The organism is Pontibacter oryzae, from assembly GCF_003576375.1.
Lineage (GTDB): Bacteria > Bacteroidota > Bacteroidia > Cytophagales > Hymenobacteraceae > Pontibacter > Pontibacter oryzae.
Genome location: NZ_QWGE01000003.1, coordinates 420277 through 440854 on the forward strand (window position 1 = coordinate 420277; position 20578 = coordinate 440854).

General features: G+C 46.8%; 18 protein-coding genes and 1 riboswitch. Of the genes, 8 read left to right on the forward strand and 10 right to left on the reverse strand.

Annotated elements, in window-relative coordinates; all coding sequences use genetic code 11:
• Positions 1-88 precede the first annotated feature (88 nt).
• A complete protein-coding gene (hemW, locus tag D1627_RS10575; RefSeq protein ID WP_119432207.1) occupies positions 89-1216 on the forward strand; it encodes a radical SAM family heme chaperone HemW in 1128 nt (375 codons plus the stop codon).
• 38 nt (positions 1217-1254) lie between these two features.
• On the opposite strand, the gene metF is transcribed toward hemW, so the two are convergent.
• From metF to rplU, 4 genes are all read right to left on the reverse strand, one after another.
• Complete coding sequence (gene metF, locus D1627_RS10580; protein WP_119432208.1) at positions 1255-2211, reverse strand: methylenetetrahydrofolate reductase [NAD(P)H]; 957 nt, start codon at positions 2209-2211, stop codon at positions 1255-1257.
• A gap of 151 nt (positions 2212-2362) precedes the next feature.
• On the reverse strand, positions 2363-6082 hold the full coding sequence (gene metH, locus D1627_RS10585; RefSeq protein WP_119432209.1) for a methionine synthase: 3720 nt from the start codon (positions 6080-6082) through the stop codon (positions 2363-2365).
• Positions 6083-6142: 60 nt separating this feature from the next.
• Positions 6143-6251: riboswitch (SAM riboswitch) on the reverse strand.
• 269 nt (positions 6252-6520) lie between these two features.
• Positions 6521-6790 carry a 50S ribosomal protein L27 gene (gene rpmA, locus D1627_RS10590; protein ID WP_119432210.1) on the reverse strand — a complete coding sequence of 90 codons (270 nt, stop codon included), beginning with the start codon at positions 6788-6790 and terminating at the stop codon, positions 6521-6523.
• A gap of 70 nt (positions 6791-6860) precedes the next feature.
• Positions 6861-7169, reverse strand: coding sequence for a 50S ribosomal protein L21 (gene rplU, locus D1627_RS10595; RefSeq protein WP_119432211.1), 309 nt, complete (start codon positions 7167-7169; stop codon positions 6861-6863).
• A gap of 633 nt (positions 7170-7802) precedes the next feature.
• Between rplU and D1627_RS10600 the strand changes: the two genes are divergently transcribed.
• The 3 genes from D1627_RS10600 to D1627_RS10610 all read left to right on the forward strand — a co-directional run bounded on the left by D1627_RS10600 (position 7803) and on the right by D1627_RS10610 (position 12736).
• Entirely contained in the window at positions 7803-8762 is a 960-nt protein-coding gene (locus tag D1627_RS10600; protein ID WP_119432212.1) for a ribonucleoside-diphosphate reductase small subunit, read from the forward strand.
• 367 nt (positions 8763-9129) lie between these two features.
• Entirely contained in the window at positions 9130-11514 is a 2385-nt protein-coding gene (locus tag D1627_RS10605; protein WP_119432213.1) for a ribonucleoside-diphosphate reductase subunit alpha, read from the forward strand.
• 139 nt (positions 11515-11653) lie between these two features.
• A complete protein-coding gene (locus tag D1627_RS10610) occupies positions 11654-12736 on the forward strand; it encodes a hypothetical protein (RefSeq protein WP_119432214.1) in 1083 nt (360 codons plus the stop codon).
• Between the two features lie 702 nt (positions 12737-13438).
• Here the strand turns inward: D1627_RS10610 and D1627_RS10615 are convergent.
• The 3 genes from D1627_RS10615 to D1627_RS10625 form a co-directional block, all read right to left on the reverse strand.
• Positions 13439-14068, reverse strand: coding sequence for an OmpA family protein (locus D1627_RS10615; RefSeq protein ID WP_119432215.1), 630 nt, complete (start codon positions 14066-14068; stop codon positions 13439-13441).
• A gap of 153 nt (positions 14069-14221) precedes the next feature.
• Positions 14222-14653: a hypothetical protein gene (locus tag D1627_RS10620; protein ID WP_119432216.1), complete on the reverse strand. Its 432-nt coding sequence runs from the start codon at positions 14651-14653 to the stop codon at positions 14222-14224.
• 198 nt (positions 14654-14851) lie between these two features.
• Entirely contained in the window at positions 14852-16327 is a 1476-nt protein-coding gene (locus D1627_RS10625) for a T9SS type A sorting domain-containing protein (protein WP_158607175.1), read from the reverse strand.
• A 733-nt stretch (positions 16328-17060) separates the two neighbouring features.
• Here D1627_RS10625 and D1627_RS10630 point away from each other — a divergent pair.
• Positions 17061-17462 carry an Hsp20/alpha crystallin family protein gene (locus D1627_RS10630; RefSeq protein ID WP_119432218.1) on the forward strand — a complete coding sequence of 134 codons (402 nt, stop codon included), beginning with the start codon at positions 17061-17063 and terminating at the stop codon, positions 17460-17462.
• Between the two features lie 89 nt (positions 17463-17551).
• On the opposite strand, the gene D1627_RS10635 is transcribed toward D1627_RS10630, so the two are convergent.
• Both D1627_RS10635 and D1627_RS18535 read right to left on the reverse strand, forming a co-directional pair.
• The gene (locus D1627_RS10635; RefSeq protein ID WP_119432219.1) at positions 17552-17815 is read right to left on the reverse strand and encodes a hypothetical protein; all 264 of its coding nucleotides are present in this window, start codon (positions 17813-17815) and stop codon (positions 17552-17554) included.
• Between the two features lie 360 nt (positions 17816-18175).
• Entirely contained in the window at positions 18176-18313 is a 138-nt protein-coding gene (locus D1627_RS18535) for a hypothetical protein (protein ID WP_233555593.1), read from the reverse strand.
• 328 nt (positions 18314-18641) lie between these two features.
• Here D1627_RS18535 and D1627_RS10650 point away from each other — a divergent pair, with 328 nt between their 5' ends.
• The 3 genes from D1627_RS10650 to D1627_RS10660 are packed head-to-tail and all read left to right on the forward strand — an operon-like array spanning position 18642 to position 20150.
• The gene (locus tag D1627_RS10650) at positions 18642-19079 is read left to right on the forward strand and encodes a GNAT family N-acetyltransferase (protein WP_119432221.1); all 438 of its coding nucleotides are present in this window, start codon (positions 18642-18644) and stop codon (positions 19077-19079) included.
• Positions 19076-19381: a hypothetical protein gene (locus D1627_RS10655; protein ID WP_119432222.1), complete on the forward strand. Its 306-nt coding sequence runs from the start codon at positions 19076-19078 to the stop codon at positions 19379-19381. The genes D1627_RS10650 and D1627_RS10655 overlap by 4 nt, the downstream gene beginning before the upstream one ends.
• A 25-nt stretch (positions 19382-19406) precedes the next feature.
• Positions 19407-20150: a hypothetical protein gene (locus D1627_RS10660; protein ID WP_119432223.1), complete on the forward strand. Its 744-nt coding sequence runs from the start codon at positions 19407-19409 to the stop codon at positions 20148-20150.
• A 33-nt stretch (positions 20151-20183) separates the two neighbouring features.
• Here D1627_RS10660 and D1627_RS10665 read toward each other — a convergent pair whose 3' ends face one another.
• A complete protein-coding gene (locus D1627_RS10665) occupies positions 20184-20537 on the reverse strand; it encodes an MmcQ/YjbR family DNA-binding protein (protein WP_119432224.1) in 354 nt (117 codons plus the stop codon).
• Positions 20538-20578: the final 41 nt, after the last annotated feature.

Genomic DNA, 20578 nt, shown 5'->3' on the forward strand with positions numbered 1-20578 from the left:
TACTTTTAAGAAAAGAGACATGGCCATACTTTCAGACCATCAACAATTTAACCATACAATAATCTAATATTTCTCAAGCATATATACTTTGGCCGGAATATACCTTCATATCCCCTTCTGCAAGAAAGCTTGCCACTACTGCGATTTCCATTTCAGTACATCCATGGCACTTAAAACCGATTTGGTGCAAGCCATGGTACAGGAACTGGAGTTTCGGCAAGATTACCTGCAGGGGCAGGAGGTAGGCACGATCTATTTTGGAGGCGGCACCCCGTCTTTGCTCAACCAGCAGGAACTGGAACTGCTGTTGGAAACAACAAGGCGCTTGTTTAAAGTTTCGCCGGAGGCTGAAATAACGCTGGAGGCAAACCCCGACGACCTGAAACCGCAGAAATTACAGGAGCTTAAAGCGGCAGGGATCAACCGCCTGAGTATAGGTTTGCAATCGTTTTATGAGCCGCACCTGCAGCTCATGAACCGTGCGCATACAGCCGAGGAAAGTATAAACTGCGTAAAGTATGCGCAGGCAGCGGGTTTTCAGAACATCACCGTAGACCTTATTTATGGCGTGCCCGCCCCGGACCACAGCGTGTGGCAGCAGGATTTGGAGATGCTTTTTGCCTTGGGTGTGCCGCACGTTTCCTGCTACGCACTTACCATTGAGCCCGACACCGCCCTTGGCCGTTGGAGTAAGAAGGGTATGTTTAAGCCCGCCGACGATGAGTTTACCGCTGAACAGTTCGAGATTTTACTTACCCGCATGAAACAGCAGGGTTATGTGCAGTATGAGATCTCTAATTTCTGTCTGCCGGGCCACGAGTCGAGGCATAACAGCAATTACTGGCGCGGCATACATTACCTGGGTGCTGGCCCAAGCGCGCACTCGTTTAACGGGCACTCGCGACAGTATAATGTGGCGCATAATAAAAAGTATATTGATGCACTACAGCAAGGCACTGTACCTTTTGAGTTGGAAAGCCTTACCCCCGCAGACCAAGCCAACGATTACCTACTGACCACGCTGCGCACCACCTGGGGCTGTGATTTAAACAGGCTGCAGCAAACCTATGGCTATAATCTGCAGCAACAGCATGCCGGTTACCTGCAAGACCTGCAAAACCGGGAACTGGCAATTATACGCAATAACACACTTTACCTCACAGACGCTGGCAAACTGCTTGCCGACCAGATAACACTTGAGTTATTCTTGGCCTAGCGTTAGCTAAAAAACTCAGACTAGCCTTTAACGCAGACTTAAAACAATGCCTCAGCTACTTTTCTAACAGAGCCCGATTTTCCCATGGAGTAATAATGAAGGCATGGCACGCCAAACTCCACCAATTCCTTGGATTGCTGTATAGCCCACTCCACACCTACCTGGGCGGCGGCTTTATTGTCAGCGCAAGCCTCCACGGCATCGGCTAGCTCGCAGGGTACATCAATATGAAAAAGGCTTGGTAGCAAACATAGCTGCGTTTTTGTGGTTAGCGGTTTCAAACCCGGAATAATTGGTGCAGTTATACCTTCCTGGCGGCACAGGTTCACAAAGTCGAAATACTTCTGGTTATCGAAGAACATCTGCGTTACGATATACTCAGCCCCCATGGCAATCTTCTGCTTCAGCCACCGCAGATCCGATTTTAAGTTAGGAGCCTCAAAGTGCTTCTCGGGGTAGCCTGCCACGCCAACACAGAAATCGGTGCCGTTGTTGTAGGCCTGCTCATCGTCCAGGTAGCAACCGTTGTTCATGTTTACAACCTGCTCAATCAGCTCGGAGGCATAGTTATGCCCGTCTGGTTCAGGTATGAAGCGCTGCTCACTTTTCACACAATCGCCACGCAGGACCAGCACATTATCAATGCCCAAAAAATGCAGGTCGATGAGGGCGTTTTCGGTTTCCTCTTTGGTAAAGCCGCCACAGATTAGGTGCGGCACGGTATCTACTTTGTAATGGTTTTGGATGGCCGCACAAATGCCCACCGTGCCCGGGCGCTTGCGGGTAGAGCGTTTCTCCAACAAGCCATTTTCGCGTTGCTTGTAGATATACTCCTCGCGGTGGTACGTAACATCGATAAACGGAGGCTTAAACTCCATTAGTGGGTCGATGTGTGTGTACAGGGTATGCAGGTTTTCGCCTTTCAGCGGTGGTAATATCTCAAAAGTGAACAGCGTTTTGCCGTCCGCATTCTTGAAGTGGTCTGTTACTTTCAAAGTATGTTGATGTTAGATATTAGATGTTAGATAATAGACTCCTGATGTTAGATAATCCATTTTCTTGGAATAGTAACTTACTCTAGATTTGTAAAAGCTTGGCCTTCAAAATATAAATCTAAAGTCTATTATCTAACATCTAGCGTCTCCTTTAAACCGCCTGCTGCGCCACGGGCTTGGGCTCGTAGTTCAGGTTAGGCGAGAGCCAGCGCTCCAGCTCTTCTTTGGCCATACCTTTGCGCTGCGCGATGTCGGCCACCTGGTCCTCTCCAATTTTGCCCAGCCCGAAATACCGCGACTCCGGATGCGAGAAGTATAACCCGCTTACCGAGGATGCCGGATACATGGCCAGGTTTTCGGTGAGCATGATACCTGTCGTCTCTTCGGCTTTCAGCAGGTTAAACAAGGTGATTTTCTCGGTATGGTCTGGGCAACCCGGATAGCCCGGCGCAGGACGGATGCCTTTGTATTGCTCTTTTATCAGCCCTTCATTATCTAACTGTTCATCTGGTGCGTATCCCCAAAGCTCGCGGCGAACTTTCAGGTGCATAAGCTCAGCAAACGCCTCGGCCAAACGGTCAGCGAGTGCTTTCACCATAATGGATTTATAATCGTCGTGCTCGGCTTCATACTTTTCCAGCAGCTTCTCAATGCCAAACCCTACCGATACGGCAAAGCCACCGATATAATCCGGTAACTCGGTTTCTTTTGGGGCGATAAAATCAGAGAAAGCCAGGTTTGGAACAGTAGCACCTTTCTTGCCCTGCTGCCTCAACGTATGAAACTCGGTTAGTTCTTGCTCCCGTGAGTCATCAGTGTATACTTCTATGGTATCATTGGCGGCTACGTTGGCCGGATAGAAGCCTACCACAGCGCGCGCCTCCAACAATTGCTCATCTACAATTTGCTGCAGCATAGCCTGCGCATCAGCAAAGAGTTTGGTTGCCTCAATGCCTAACTCGGGATCATTCAGGATTTTCGGATACTGACGCTTCAGCTCCCACGTATGGAAGAATGGCGTCCAGTCGATGTACGGCACAATTTCGGCTAAAGGATAGTTGGTGTATACTTTGTTGCCCAGGAAGCTCGGCCTGGTTGGGGCTGTGGCGGCCCAATCAACGTTATACTTATTGGCGCGGGCCTCTGCTATACTTGCAAAAGCACGATCTTTGGTACGGCTCAGATGGTCCTCGCGCAGCTTTTCATACTCTACCTTCAATCCGGCGATATAGGTCCCCTTGTTGCTACCCAATAGGCTGCTAACCACGGTTACGCTACGGGAGGCATCGTGCACGTGTACTACGGGGCCACTATACTGCGGTGCAATTTTTACGGCTGTATGCACCCGCGAAGTGGTGGCGCCGCCAATCAGCAACGGAATCTTCATGCCTCTGCGCTCCATCTCCTGCGCCACATATACCATCTCATCCAGGGATGGGGTAATTAACCCGCTCAAGCCAATCACATCTACCTGCTGCGCTTCGGCTTCAGCCAGAATTTTATCTAGGTGCACCATCACCCCAAGGTCTATAATCTCGTAATTATTGCAGGCCAGCACCACGCCTACAATATTTTTACCGATATCGTGCACATCGCCTTTTACAGTAGCCATCAGGATCTTACCCGCTGAAGAAGACGAGGAGCCTGCTTTCTCAGCTTCCATGTATGGCATCAGGTAGGCCACGGCCTTTTTCATTACGCGGGCGCTTTTTACAACCTGCGGCAGGAACATTTTCCCGGCTCCAAACAAATCCCCAACCACCTGCATACCGGCCATCAAAGGGCCTTCAATCACGTCCAGGGTTTTAGTGTTTGCCTGCCGGGCTTCTTCGGTATCTTCATCAATAAACTCTACAATGCCCTTTACCAATGCATGTTTTAGCCGCTCTGCCACGGGGGCTTCGCGCCAGCTGTTGTCTGCTGCTGTGGCGGTTTTGCCTTTTCCCCGGATTGTTTCAGCGTAGGCTACCAGTTTTTCAGTAGATTCCGGATGGCGGTTAAAGATCACGTCTTCAATCAGGTTGCGGAGTTCCTGCGGCACTTCCTCATAAATACCCAGCATACCAGCATTCACGATACCCATATCCATACCTGCCTGCACCGCATGGTACAAAAACACCGTGTGCATGGCTTCGCGCACCACATCGTTGCCCCTAAACGAGAACGACAAGTTGCTCACCCCGCCACTGATAAGCGCATGCGGTAAGTTGGCCTTGATCCATTTAACCGTCTCAATGTAATCTACAGCATAATTATTATGCTCCTCGATGCCTGTGGCAATGGCAAGTATGTTTGGGTCGAAGATGATATCCTGTGGCGGGAAACCCACTTCTTCGGTAAGTATGCGGTAAGAGCGCTCACATATCTCGATGCGGCGCGGCAATGTATCGGCCTGCCCTTGCTCATCAAAAGCCATTACCACCACGGCGGCTCCGTACTGGCGTACCTTGCGGGCCAACTGCTTAAAACTCTCTTCGCCTTCCTTTAAGCTGATGGAGTTAACGATGCTTTTGCCCTGCACACATTTTAAGCCGGCCTCAATTACGCTCCATTTAGAGGAGTCGATCATGATGGGCAGTTTAGCGATATCAGGTTCTGAGGCGATTAGGTTAAGGAAAGCGGTCATGGCTTGCTCTGAATCCAGCATGCCTTCGTCCATGTTCACGTCTATGATCTGGGCACCGCCCTCTACCTGCTGTTGCGCCACCGACAAGGCCTCCTCAAACTCGCCGTTCACAATCAGGCGCGAAAATTTCTTAGAACCCGTTACGTTTGTGCGTTCGCCCACATTTACGAATAGCGTTTCGGGTGTAACCGTTAAAGGCTCCAGGCCGCTGTAGCGCGGGAGCGGGGCAACCGGTGCGGGCACGTGCGGTTTATATTTTTGAGCAAGGTCGGAGATAACTTTAGTATGAACGGGCGTGGTACCACAACAACCGCCAAGTATATTTACCAAACCCTCTTTTAGATATTCTTCCACAATAGCCCCCATCTGCTCGGCTGTTTCATCATAACCCCCAAAGGCGTTTGGCAAGCCCGCGTTAGGGTAAGCACTAACGTAGCAGTTAGAAATGCGTGCAAGCTCCTGTATGTGTGTTTTCAGTTGGCGGGCACCCAACGCACAGTTAAAGCCTATACTTAGTATTGGCGCATGCGAGATCGAGTTCCAGAAGGCTTCCACCGTTTGCCCGGAAAGCGTACGGCCGCTGGCATCGGTTATCGTTCCGGATACCATAATCGGCAGTTCCTTGCCTCCGTCGTTTACAAACTGCTGAATGGCGAAAAGAGCCGCTTTGCAGTTTAGCGTATCAAACACGGTTTCTACCAAGAGCAGGTCGGAGCCACCATCTACCAGGCCGCGTACCTGCTCATAGTATGCTTCTACTAGTTGGTCAAAAGTAATGGCGCGGTAGCCGGGGTTATTTACATCCGGGGAGAGCGATGCGGTGCGGTTAGTGGGCCCGATGGCGCCTGCCACAAAACGTGGCTTACCCGGCAATTTTGCTTCTACCTCGTCTGCTGCTTCGCGCGCCAGCCTTGCCGACTCATAGTTTAGCTCATACACCAGGTCCTCCATTTTATAATCGGCCATGGCAATGCTAGTGCCGCTAAAGGTATTGGTTTCTACAATGTCTGCGCCTGCCTCCAGGTATTCTGCATGAATAGCCTTGATAACATCGGGGCGGGTGAGGGAGAGCAAGTCGTTATTGCCTTTCAGGTCTCCGGGATGCTCTTTAAAGCGCTCGCCACGGAAATCAGCCTCTGTGAGCTGGTAACGCTGAATCATGGTGCCCATAGCACCATCCAGCACTAGCACACGCTCTTGCAACAAAGTATAAATCGGATGTTTCTTAGTTCGGTTCGGTGTCATGCTTTTCTTGAGTCTAGTACGCTAGCTTATCAAGAAGGACACCTGCAGAAGGTAGGATCGCTCTTATCTTCCCTGGCTGCAGCTGCGCCAGGAGGGAGTTAGCACCAAGCTTTATACATGGTTGCTAAGACGTCGCAGGGCCCTATCCCTCAGTCTTTCTTGATAAGTTTAAACAAAGTAACGTTATATCCGCGGAAAAAGGAAATAAGTTACCGCGAAATATGCCGGGATTTAGATAAGGAGGGGTTTAAAGTAGGTATAAAAACAGAAAAGGACACTTGACGTGTCCTTTTCCTTGAGGATCTTCTTCGTTTATTAACAAATCCGACCCTTGCTTTATATATACGCTACTAACTTCTGTGTGTTACGCAAATGTTACCTTCTGCAAAAAAAAGAGGGATACCTTTCGGCATCCCTCTTTTTGTAAGTTAGCTAAGACTAAGCTTCAGCTTGTACCTTAGGAAGTACAGAAACGTAAGAACGGTTCTTCTTACCCTTTCTGAACTGTACCACACCGTCAGTCAAAGCAAACAGTGTGTGGTCTTTACCCATACCCACGTTTGTGCTTGGGTGGTGCGCAGTACCTCTTTGTCTTACAATGATGTTACCTGCAATAATGTCCTGGCCACCGTAAATCTTAACACCTAGTCGTTTAGAATGCGATTCGCGGCCGTTATTGGAACTACCAACGCCTTTTTTGTGTGCCATTTTCTTTAACTATTTAGTTGGGTTAGCAAGCTAAGCCCAAAAGGTTCAACGATTAATTTCTTCTTACTGCTTAACCAATGTTCTCGATAAGAACTTTAGTATAGTCCTGACGATGACCTCTCGACTTTCTATACCCTTTTCTTCTCTTCTTCTTGAAGATATGAACTTTGTCAGCTCTAACGTTTCCTAAGATTTTACCAGTTACTTTGATACCATCTACAAAAGGAGCGCCAACGGTAATGCTACCGTTATCGTCTGTAAGAAGAACATTGGCGAACTCAACGGCGTCACCTTCATTGCCGGAAAGCTTGTTAGCGTAGATGAACTTACCGCTCTCTACTTTGGTCTGTTGACCTGCGATTTCTACAATTGCGTACATCAGCTTCAATGTATGTTTAAAAGTTTAGTCCGCAAAAGTACGGCTTCCTTTTGATATTTGCAACGCCTTGTGAATGAAAAACTTCTCAGAGGGTTATCCACTTCTTACACTGCCTGTGGAAAACAGTGTGCATATCTCGCACTGCACACCAAGAAACCTCTCAAAACAACCTCAATCATCTATACATCAGACACATGCATTACAAGCCAGGAATACTGCTTATCCACAAAAAAGGCCAGGCTTGCTACACAGGAAGGTATACTTGCGGCTGAATTATTCGCCATTATCTTTACCACTGTATATAAGATGGTTACACGGCATTGCTAGTACTCAGAAGTGCGTAAAGCGTGTCAAATATTTACACATGCCAATATTAAACAGCATATATATATTATCCACAACATGTGGATAACCATGTGCATTACTGCTAAAATGGGCTTAAAACCGCACGCTGGGCGATGTGCATAAATTGAACAACTTTCGCCCCTGAAATCAAGTTCATTTCTACTATATTTGAAGTCAGGATGTATACCGGCAGCTATCCAGAGCAGGCCAAAACAATTTCTGATTTCAAGAGGTTTTGAGTGCGACAACACACCCCAGAACTCTTTAACTATAAAAACACACGCGATTATGGAGCCAATACTGCAAGAGAACCCGAACCGCTTTGTACTGTTCCCGATACAGCATGACGAAGTATGGCAGATGTATAAACAGGCTGAGGCCAGCTTCTGGACTGCTGAGGAGATAGACCTTAGCCAGGACCTGAAAGACTGGGAGAACCTGAACGATGGCGAGCGCCACTTCATCAGCCACGTACTTGCCTTTTTTGCTGCCTCTGACGGCATTGTGAACGAGAACCTGGCTGTAAACTTCATGAACGAAGTGCAGATACCAGAGGCGCGCTGCTTCTATGGTTTCCAGATTATGATGGAGAACATCCACTCCGAAACATACTCACTCCTGATCGATACTTACGTTAAGAAACAAGCCGAGAAAGACCACCTGTTCAACGCCCTTGAAACAGTGCCTGCCGTGAAGCGCAAAGGCGAGTGGGCGCTTAAGTGGATCGAGAGCGAGAACTTTACCGAGCGGCTGATTGCTTTTGCCGCGGTGGAGGGTATCTTCTTCTCTGGCTCTTTCTGCTCTATCTTCTGGATGAAGAAGCGTGGCCTGATGCCAGGGCTTACCTTCTCTAACGAGCTTATCTCCAGAGACGAGGGACTGCACTGCGACTTTGCCTGCCTGCTGTATACTATGCTGCAGAACAAGCTGCCAGAGGAGCGCGTGCACCATATTATCCGTGATGCGGTAAGCATAGAGCAGGAGTTTGTAACCGATGCCCTGCCTGTTGACCTGATCGGTATGAACGCCAAGCTGATGAGCCAGTACATTGAGTTTGTAGCGGACCGCCTGCTGGTGGCGCTGGGCTACAGCAAGGTCTACAACTCAACCAACCCGTTCGACTTTATGGAGATGATCTCGCTGCAAGGCAAAACGAACTTCTTCGAGAAGCGCGTAGGCGAGTACCAGAAAGCAGGTGTAATGGGCGACAAAGACAAAAACGTATTCTCGCTGGACGAAGATTTTTAAGCTAAATAGATTACGTAGTACGTTTAGGCGGGCCAGGGAGCAACCGCTTTCTCATACCTGCCTAAACGTATACTTACTACCATCTTGCCGAGCGGCAGCGGCAGAAGCAAAGGCAGCAACTGCAAGCCGTAGCCGCAACCATAGCTGGCAGCACTGCCACCTGCAGGGTACTACATTCCTGCTATATAGTAAAAACTTTTAGCTTAACACATAATCATTTGTACTGCAACGGCTTACATACGTGTTTGCGTATGGGCTGATTGTATCTCTCTTTATAGTATAACCGCCTGCTGCAGCGGCAGCGGCATTTTATATATCAGTTTTAATTAATCACCCGAGGCCTTCTACCTCGCTAATTGTATACACTATGTTAGTTGTAAAACGAGACGGCAGACGCGAGTCCGTCAAATTCGATAAGATAACCGCACGCATTGAAAAGCTGTGCTATGGTTTGCATATGGATTATGTGTCGCCGATAGAGGTGGCTAAGAAGGTGATAGACGGGATTTACGATGGCGTGACCACCGTGGAACTGGATAACCTGGCGGCTGAAACTGCGGCATCGCTTACAACCAAGCACCCGGATTACGCTACGCTGGCGGCACGCGTGGCTATCTCTAACCTGCACAAGGTTACCAGCAAGTCGTTCTCGAACACCATGAAGCGCCTTTATACTTACGAGGACCCTAAAACTGGCGAGAACGCTTCTCTTATCGCCAAGGATGTGTATGAGGTTATCCGCAAGCATGCCGCCCTGCTGGACTCTACTATCATCTATGACCGCGACTACAACTACGACTACTTTGGTTACAAAACGCTGGAGCGCTCTTACCTGCTTCGCCTTGATGGCAAGATTGTGGAGCGCCCGCAGCATATGTTGATGCGTGTGGCCGTGGGTATCCATAAGGAGGACATCGAATCTGCCATCGAGACTTATAATCTCATGTCTGAAAAATGGTTTACTCATGCCACACCAACATTATTTAACGCCGGCACGCCTAAGCCGCAGCTGTCTTCGTGCTTCCTGCTAACCATGAAGGACGACAGCATACCAGGCATTTACGATACCCTGAAGCAGTGCGCCCAGATTTCGCAGAGCGCCGGTGGTATTGGCCTTAGCATCCATAACGTGCGCGCCACGGGCTCATACATCAAAGGCACCAACGGCACATCCAACGGCATCATCCCGATGCTGAAGGTGTTTAACGACACGGCTCGCTACGTAGACCAGGGCGGTGGCAAGCGCAAAGGCGCCTTCGCTATTTACCTGGAGCCATGGCACTCAGATATTTTCGACTTCCTGGACCTGAAGAAGAACCACGGTAAAGAAGAGAACCGCGCCCGTGACCTGTTCTACGCCCTTTGGACGCCAGACCTGTTTATGAAGCGCGTGGAAGAGAACGGCGACTGGAGCCTGTTCTGCCCGCACGAGGCACCTGGCCTGGCCGATTGCTGGGGCAAAGACTTTGAGCGCCTCTACGAGAAGTATGAGCGTGAGGGCCGTGCCCGCAAAACCATTAAGGCGCAGGAGCTTTGGTTTGCTATACTTGAGTCTCAGGTAGAGACGGGCACGCCGTACATGCTGTACAAAGATGCTGCCAACAGCAAGAGCAACCAGCAGAACCTGGGCACGATCAAGAGCTCGAACCTGTGCACCGAGATTATGGAGTACACCAGCCAAGACGAAGTGGCTGTTTGTAACCTGGCCTCGCTTGCCCTGCCACGCTTCGTAACCGAAGACGAGAACGGCAACAAGACTTTTGACCACCAGAAACTGTTCGACGTAACGTACCATGCCACTGTTAACCTGAACAAGGTTATCGACATAAACTATTACCCTGTAGAGGAAGCCCGCAACTCTAACATGCGCCACCGCCCGATTGGCTTGGGCGTGCAGGGTTTGGCTGATACCTTTATTCACCTCCGCATGCCTTTCGAGAGTGAGGAGGCACGCGGCCTGAACAAGGATATCTTCGAGACGATTTACTTTGCCTCCATGACAGCCTCTAAGGACCTGGCCAAGAAGCAAGGTGCCTACCCAACCTTTAAAGGCTCTCCATTATCAGAAGGGAAGTTCCAGTTTGATATGTGGGATGTAACACCGGAAAGTGGCCGTTGGGATTGGGAAGAGCTGCGCAAAGAAGTAGTAGAGCACGGCGTACGCAACTCGCTGCTAGTAGCGCCTATGCCAACAGCTTCTACAGCTCAGATCCTGGGCAACAACGAGTCGTTTGAGCCTTATACTTCCAACATTTACCTGCGCCGCGTGCTTTCAGGTGAGTTTATGGTGGTAAACAAGCACTTGCTGAAGGACCTGATTGCTCTGGGCATCTGGAACGATCGCATGAAGAACGACATTATTGCAGCCAACGGCTCTATTCAGGACATCCCGACTATTCCGCAAAACATCAAAGACCTGTATAAAACAGTTTGGGAGATTAGCCAGCGTACAGTAATTGATATGAGTGCTGACCGTGGCGCTTACATCTGCCAGAGCCAGTCGCTGAACCTGCACGTTATGAACGTGAACTTCGGTAAACTGACTTCGATGCACTTCCATGCTTGGAAGCGTGGCCTAAAAACAGGTATGTACTACCTGCGCACCAAGTCGGCGGTAGACGCCATTAAGTTTACGGTGGAGAAACAAGCCGCCGAAACCTTATCGCCGGTCTACAGCAACCAGGATCAGAACCGCAGCGATATGAGTTGCAGTTTAGATAACCCAGACGCTTGCGAAGCTTGCGGATCGTAAATAACTAAAGAAGGAGGGCTAATTGTCCTCCTTCTTCGTTTTCCTACCTCTTATACACTCCATGTTACCGCTAGCGTCCTGTTAGCGGGCGGAATACTGTTGCTTATATTTTTAGAACAAAGTATTAAACATATCTAAATTGAAATCAATTATATTATTTGGCAATGGCTTTAATAAGCTGTTAGCAAATTTGGTCAATAATTATCCCACAGAGAAAATACCTAAAGCTTTAGGTACCGATTTAAAAACAATTTCAAATAACATCAATGATATTGCAGGGCTTTGGGAGAGATTTAAATATGCATTTCCTAAGATAAAACAATCTCACCCATATTTATGTGATGAACAAATATTATGTCTTCTCAATGACCTAGCCAATGAAGAACTTTTTAAAGAAGTGATACCAACAGATAAAATAGAAGAGCTGACAGGAAAAGTTAATATTGCTCGAAAAAATAGTTTGAAAGAAGTAGCAACAGACTTCAAACGCTTCGAAAATATATCAGGAAACAAAGTAATACGGAGGCTTTTTCCTCACTTTGGCGTTGGATTCGAAAATATGTTAAACAATAATGAAGTAGAAGAAGCATTTATTTGCACCACTAACTACGACGGCATACTTGACACTCTCCTAACAGGGCCAATAAAAAATAATGGAACCAGTTTCATTTACCCAGATTGTTTTGGACTAAGTAATATTGAGGGGCATCTGAAGTTAAATGAGTCAAGACTTAAAATTGTAAAAAGATGTATGGTTCACTTACATGGCTCTTATAAGTTTACTAAATACAAAAACAACACCTACAAGATAACCGGTGACATCTTCAATGAAGAACCTGTCTTGATATTTAACAACCCTTTCTTGAAGGAGCAAGAAATCTTAAATGATCAGGTATTATCTGCATATTATAAAACTCTTACAGAAAGGTTAAAAAGTTATGACAGGTTGGTTATCATAGGAAACTCATTTAGATATGAGCCACATATAAAAGAGCTTATAAGCAAACATTTTGACCGTTCAAGAACTGAACTAGTTGTTTGTTCTCTAAATCCAGAAGAAGTTGCAAAAGAGTTACAAGAGCACTATAGAAAAGAGATATATCAGTTTTCTACTAAAGATGTATGGTGTGAAAAGCAGTTGCTTCACCTACTAAATCAACTATTTGCACCTAACATTATGAACAGTAATATGTGTATAAATAGCACAGGGCTCGTTGCATAATATTTACCCTATAGACCTCGCGGTGTCTTTAAGACCCGCGAGCGTCTAACACCCTAGTTATCTCACCAACAACCAAAACTAGACAAGTATAACTGCCGCCGTATACTTAATAGCTTAGCATACTTGTAGCCTCAGGTAAATAGCTTACTACACGTAAACGTATACTTGCAGGCAGCAGCTTTACCCACCGAAACGTTTCTCATACTATCACTCCAACTCAACTTCCATAGGGTTATAGAGTATAGCTGCGTGGTGCCCTCAAAGCCAGAGTCTGTGCCTATAATTCCATTGGTGTCAGCGGCGATGAAGCCAGGTTTTTGCGCGTTGTCTCGCTAAATCGATTGATATGTAAACTTGTCCTTATGATCGACATTTCCAAGCATCGCCATGGTGTTACCGCCATCTGAAAGCATACTATGGTAAACTAACTAAAAGTATGAGTCAGGCCGTGCTGCTGCGGATTAAACACAGCGGAAATACACAAGTCTGGTAGCATAAAATATGGGGTATTTCACCCTTTAGAACAATCCGGAACTGGAACAAACGTGCTACACAATAGATGACTGATTAGGATCAATCGTTATCATAGTATTGGAACCTAAGAAACAGATCTACACTAAAAACAGAGGCCATTAAAACCACAAGAGCCGATGCTTTCCAACATCGGCTCTTGTGGTTTTAATACTAATTTATACTTATAAGTTACTGCTCGCGTGTAACTACTACCACAGCTACCCGGCGGTTTAGCTGCCGCCCTCTAGCCGTCTCGTTGGTTGCGCGAGGGGCAGTTTCGCCCATTGCCTCAATGGATAAGCGCTGCCCGTCTATGCCGCCTTTATTCTGCAACCAATCCTTTACAGCATTGGCGCGCTCCGCAGAAAGCTCTTTATTATACTCGTTGCTGGCGCGCGCGTCAGCGTGGCCGAAAATACGTATCTGCCCATTAGGCGGCAAGTTCTTGATCTCGTTTACTATTTCCTGCAGCTTCTCTTCGCCGGCAGTTCGGATCTGGGCCTTATCGGTATCAAAAAGCAGGCGATCATCCATGGTATAGATGTTATATTCCGTATCGGAGCGCATTTCAACATCTGTTGCCTTCATCTTCTCATTCTCTACTACAGGAGCATCCCAGTTTATATTGGCCCAGAAATCTTCTCCTACGTCAATTATTTCAGCGCCATCAGCTTCAACGCGGCCCATCTCGTCTTCATAAACTACTGCCGTGTCAGCAGTAGCATCGGAAAGAGAATCATTCTCAACTGAGCCTTTCGGATCGTTACAGGAGGTCAAAATTCCTACCCCGAGCAGCATTAGTATTGCATTTTTCTTCATAGTTTCTTTTTTGGTTTGTTATAGAACCTACGCGAGGCATGCTGCAGAGTTATACTTACACTATGCTGCTACGCGGTGTCTGGAAGAGTGCTCTTCCGGACTGTATGGCGCAGTAAGCTAATACCGGTGCATAACTTAAATGCCATTTTATACTTAGGGTGTGATTTTGCTGACAGAAGGAGCTTCTTGCAGCAACCAAGCCATTGCTTCCTCTTCATTTTGAAAATCACGTAGCTCTAGGCTGTTATCCAGGTCATGCGATTTGCTCATGAGCATATTTACGGCTTGCCTGTTTTCCTCATACTTAGAAGGTAAAGTAGCCATCCGAAGCAGTGGCCCACATAAAAGTTTAGGAACAAATACTTCTAGGCTCCACTGCAGGTCTTCAGGACTGATAGGCTTCATGTTGCGGTTATCCCCTAACCAACGGGTTAGCTCAAAACGATCCAGCATCTCAAGGCACATAAGCGTTACCTCTCTAAACTCAGCCCCAACCAATTTCCCGTTCCAAACGGCTTTGCCCAAGTTTAAGTCTAAATCGTAGTACATATCCACAAAAGAGTTACGGAAATATAACTGCTGCATATTGAACTAGTTATAAAATATTATTAAAATAATGTCCTAATTAACTACGTAATATTACTATCTGAAGGACAACATTAATTAAATGTTACCAACTCTCTTTGCAGAGTCAACATAAAACCATAGTGCCCCAAAAAGAAAGCCTGGCCTCCACACGGAAGGCCAGGCCTGTATTGAACGAACGAAATAAACTCTCTGTGATTACTGCTTCACGAAACGCTGTGTCTGGCGCTGCGCACCGTCCGTCACCGTCACGAAGTACACGCCGCGCTGCAGGTTGCTCACCGGGATAACCAGCTCGCGCCCGGCGTTGGCAAACTGGGCCACCTGGCGGCCGCTGGCATCAAGCACGGTTACGTTTGCATTAGTTAGCGCGAAGTTTACCTTAACCTCTGTAGAAGCTACAGTAGGGTAAACTGAAGCAAGCGCTGAGTTGGCAGCTATCGTGTTTTTGTTAATGTTTAACTCTACAACTTTAGAGAAATCCTCGGTGCCGTCGAAGTCGATCTGGCGCAGGCGGTAGTAGTTGGCGCCTGCGGCAGGGTTGGTGTCGGTGAAGCTGTAGTCGGTGCGCGCGGCGCTCGTGCCGTTGCCCTTTACCTCGCCGATCGCCGCGAAGGCCTTGCCGTCCTGGCTGCGCTCCACCACGAAGCGCTCGTTGTTCTTCTCCTGCGCCGTGGCCCAAGTTAACTTAGCCGCACCGTTTACGGCGGCGCCCTTGAAGCTAACCAGCTCCACTGGGAGCGGGGCAAGCGAGCGGTCTCTTCTCCAGCTCAGGTTATGCACCCCAATGCCTTGGTTTCCCTTTGCAGCATCTAAATTGTAGTACTCAATATTAACCTGCCCTACTGGCTCTGAAAAACTAATTTTAACGTTGCCTCCTGGCGTCGCGCTGTTTACATCAGAACCGGACACACCAGTGATAGCATTAGTAGCTGTCGAAAAACTATTATTAAACGTTGTTATTACTTTTGTTTCAGCTAACACAACTCGGCCACTATAACCTACGCCGGTGATTTTTATGTTGTCTTGAAACTGGCCACTGCTTTGGTCTACATCGAACAGTGAGAAAGTAAGGTCTGCCACAGGCTCTGCAAAATCCACGCGCAATCTCGTGCCAGTTGAGCTGCTGGCACCTCTTTGCAATACTGATAGTGTTTTTGTGGGAGCCTGGAATGTTGTTCCTACCGCAGCCTCGGTAACAGTTACTCCTGAGCTGGAAGCGCGAGACCATTTTAGCACATTTCCATCTACCTCATAAGAAGCGTCAGTCGAGAATGGGTTTGTTCCATTAGGCAGGCTGCTCCAATCGAAGACAGAAAGATCGTTTTCAGCAGTAGTTGGATCTTCTTCAGGGGTACCGACAATTGTAACATCATCTAACGCATAATAGTAGTCATTACTGTCGCTCGTCGGCACTCTTACAAACCAGGCAAAAGTTAGTCTGTCGGCATTCATTGCATCTGCTGGCAATGAGACATACTGGCCGTTATTCACCAAGTTCCATGAGTTATTCATGGTGCTGTTGGCCTGCCAGCCGCTCACCTCCTCAAACGCACTGCCATCAACACTATAGAATAAACGCGCTTTAGGAAAGCTGCTGCTAACGTTATAGTTCTGCCTATTGGCCCAGATGATTTTAACATTCTTAAAACCCACTGTTGAGATGTTGTCCAAGAGTATAAACTTATCGACATATCTTCCAACACTTGTGTTATTAGGAACTGTATACCCATAAGCCCCTCCTGAGGCGAGATAACTCGACGTATTTCCTCCGCTAGTAGCTCTAGATAATGATCTACCGTCAGAGGAGTACATTCCACCAAATCCGTTTGTAAAATTGTTGTGATATAGCAATGTACTGATTTGAGCAGGGTCTTGCTGCGCATTACTAAACAGTGGAACTAGAAAAAGAGCTATGGTAAGTATGTAAATTTGTTTCATGGTTATTTCGTTTCGTTCGTTATCTATAATGAAAGAATGGTGCCATTAGCGTCACTATTTTCTATTTCGCAACGAGCCCGAACAAATAACCGGCACAAGAAACATCCATAAACACCTGATTTGCAAAATATTAGACAACTTGCATAGTTGAATTCTTCTATGCTTAGCCTTTTATTACTCACTATATGAGCTTATTTGAGACTTTCCAATATTGGGAAGCAACTCTCTCCAACTTCGCATTTATTCCCGAAAAGGGAAATTTGATTCGGTTTTTTTATCAAGAATATTCCTTAAAACTTCAAGACAAATAGCATAATAATTACAGTTCGTTCTGCCAACATGGCACTTTATTAGCAAGACAAGAACTGTAAAAGAGTCATATTGACTCTTTTAAATCACTATTTCTCACATTATGACACAAAGTTGCAGGTGGCATTGCATTTGTATTTAACGTTACTGTAAAAGAATGAAGGAGAAAGACATGAAACTGATAAAAGATAAAGAGTTCTTAAGAAATATCGCTTATCAGATCGACCTGATGAATACTTTAGGTGGGGGCGTAAGCGAGACATACGTTAACATTAAGAAGTATAAGCGAGGGGCTGTAATTAGTATATCTGCTGCTAGCGTGCGGCCAGATTTGTTTAAAGTTGTGCTTAATAATAACCAGCTTACTCTATTATCAGTCCTACAAAGCGAGTTAAGTGCAGAGATTGCAGCACCTATGTTTAATAGAACCTTTATACTTCCGCCACAGGTTGACCTTGGCCGCATTGAGGCTGTACACGAAAACGGAGAGTTGCAGGTACGCCTGCCATACTACGAAAGCACAGGCAAGCCCCGTGAAATCGAAATTAAGGAACTATAATTACATGAAGGCCACCGAATGGTGGCCTTTTTATTTTAGGGGCAAACAGCACCTCTAATTTACTAACCAAAGAGCCTATTGCCATACTTTTACAGAAACTTAGCCTTTATAATTGAAGTGAGAAAGTCATGCACCTCCACAGTTTCCTTATCGAAACTAAATGTATTGAATTGCTCGGCGGTAGTCTGCACAATCTGGCAGCCATTTTCAATCATCATAAAAATTAACTCCCGTAGCCGATAAGGGTGCCCGGCAATATTTAGAATACATACTACATCCGTGCTTTCCACGTGCAAAAACATGTGCTGCACGTGATTCTCGTCGGCCATTATTCTTTTCTGCGTGTTATCCATGAGTTATACTTTGGCTATACTTTATAAGTGCAAATGCGCACAAAAAGTGCCATAGCCTAGAAATTTGCTATATATGAAAGCAAGCGCAGAGGCGTAAGTATTTAGGTTAGCGCCGCGGATGCGCTTTACGCCAGCCAACAATAAAAAAAATGATCCACACAGGGTACAACGGGGAGATAACGGCAGCTAGATAAGCGCCTACCATTAAGAAAAGCAGCAATTGTAGTATCATACTCAGGCCAAGACCAATAAGGGCTACTTTATAGTATGTGTTGTGTAAACTCATAAAAGGCTGTGCGTGATAACCCTGTAAAACTTTAGGCTTTTGACATTTTAACGGCAGAAAAAAACCCGGCCGGGTTACGGTCGGGTGTTCATTAACCTGAAGGCCTGCGCCCTAGTTATGTTTTTCTCAATAATCAGGGGAGGGTCTTTTTCCTTAGCGATCACCAGCTTAAACTTATTGTTTATATCCTGATAGAAAATGAGTGTCGTCAAATCTTCGTAAGCTATACTAAAGATTTTCCTAGTTCCTCCACCCGCGTGAAAATTATATTTATCTAACGTTATATTTCTTAAAAGCTTCATATCCCTACAATCTCCTGGTATTTTAACGGCAAACCACCCAAACAATGTTTCAAAAAACAAGAAAGGTACAAGCAGTTTCTTGAGAAATTCATACAATTAACTATCAGCCACTTAATGCCTCAAATTATATATTTACTAACTTAGACCAGAGAAACTGGTCTTTAAAAGGCAGCACTGTTAGTGCAATTAGTATGGCAAAGCGCTTGAGTGTATCTGTGGCTCTGTAACTATACCACGCATGAATGATTATACTTTACGAGAGATAAGCGGTTTCCCGGAAATGCTTGCGCAGCACCACCTTATTGAACAGCTAAACCCGGATATGCCCAAAGAGCGCTACCATGAACTACTCCGCCTGATGTTACCCTATAACTACCGCATGGTGGGCGCTTTCGATGCATCAGAAAAATGCGTAGGTTTATCAGGGTTTTGGATAGCCGCTAAGTTTTACAGTGGAAAATACCTGGAGATAGACAATTTTGTGGTAGATGCCGCATATCGGGCAAAAGGCATCGGCAAGCTTTTAACTGATTGGTTGCTGCAGCTGGCAAAACACGAGGGCTGCGATACAGTAATGCTGGATGCATACGTTACAAACACTGCTGCCCATCGCTTTTACCTGCGGGAAGGATTCCAGATTAAAGGCTTTCACTTTTTAAAAAGCGTACATACATGAGTGGCACAAAGCGCGCCTGGCTTTACTGGCTGTTTTACTTTGTTATTTTTGAGGCAGTCGTGTTCTTCGGCCTCCGGTGGCTATTGTCTGGCATGGGCATAAGCAACCAGTACCAGGCCGAAAACACCGTAGTGCCAAACTGGGTAAAGGCGGTTACGTTTATACTTCTTTACCTGCTTTGCCTGCTGGTAGTGGTTATGGTGATTAGCAACAACGTGCCTAGCAAGCACCGCCGGCAGCTCATGCGCTGGGTATACTTTGCCTTGCTAGGCATGGTGGTTATGCTGTTTTTCCTGTTCTGATTAGAAACGCAATAGATTAAGAAGTATGATAAAGAGCAAATATTTATTCTTGTTACTGTTTTGCCTGATGTTGGGCTATACTTCCCGGGCACAAACAGGCAATGGGCAGGGGCGCTACTTCGTGCAGCTCCAGAACGGACAGATCGTATACGCCAACAAAGTCCAGTATAAGTCCCCGATCTTTAAATCGAACCACTTCCTGCTCGACGACTCCCTGAAGTATAACCCCAGCGTAGTCTCCGTGTTTCAGAACGAGGACGGCTTTTTTGCACGCGTAGAGGCAGGCAATAGCTACGATTCGTTTGCAAAGCGCATTACTGATGGGCCGCGCATAGACAGGTTTTATACTTCGCGCACTACTTATGATTATGGCTATGGCTATAACCCCTACGGCTATGGCGGGCCACGTACCAGCCGCAAGCGCATTTACTTCTTTTCTAAAGATGAGGGGCCGCTTTACATTATGGATTATGACAACCTGGAGATGGCTCTCGCTGACAATGCATCAAGTATGGCACTGCTGAGCCGCTATAAAAAAGACAAGCTAATTAACACCGGTGTGTCGATTGTAGGAGCGGGGCTTTTGGCGGTGGGTGCCATCAAATCCGTTAACGACTCGCAGGAAGTGAACGGCAGCACCAGTGTAAATATCTCCCCCATGATGTATGCCGGGGCAGGCATTTTAGGCGCGCAGCTAGTCATCAACCTGTTCAAGAAGGATAAGCTTACGCAGGCTGTAGAAGTGTACAACTATCAGCTAAAGCAATAATCTGTAAGCCGGAGCCATAAACTCCGGCTTTTTTTATACTTCTAGCCCCAATTCATTCTGCTTTTTGCGGGGCAACTTGCCAGCCACCAATTTATAGGATGCTTTTGCGAACTGCTCCATTTCCTGTGGCGCTAAACTGTTTACATCATCTAACGCGACCCACTTATACCGGGCTAGATAAGGGGCAGGTTTAAAGCCCGGCCGGCTGCTTAAGGCTTCGAAATCCTCCGGGCTCACTTTGAAAGATGCTGAAACCGGCACCTGGTCCAGGCCCACTACCAGAAATATTTTATCGGCCACGCAGAAACAGAGGTCGTGCTCCCACTTTATACTTTCAGTTACCCCCGGAAACTGGCGGCATAGTGCCTGCAGGTCTTCTATATGCATACCTTCTTTGCTTCGTTGTGCCCTGCAATTTATACTTTAAG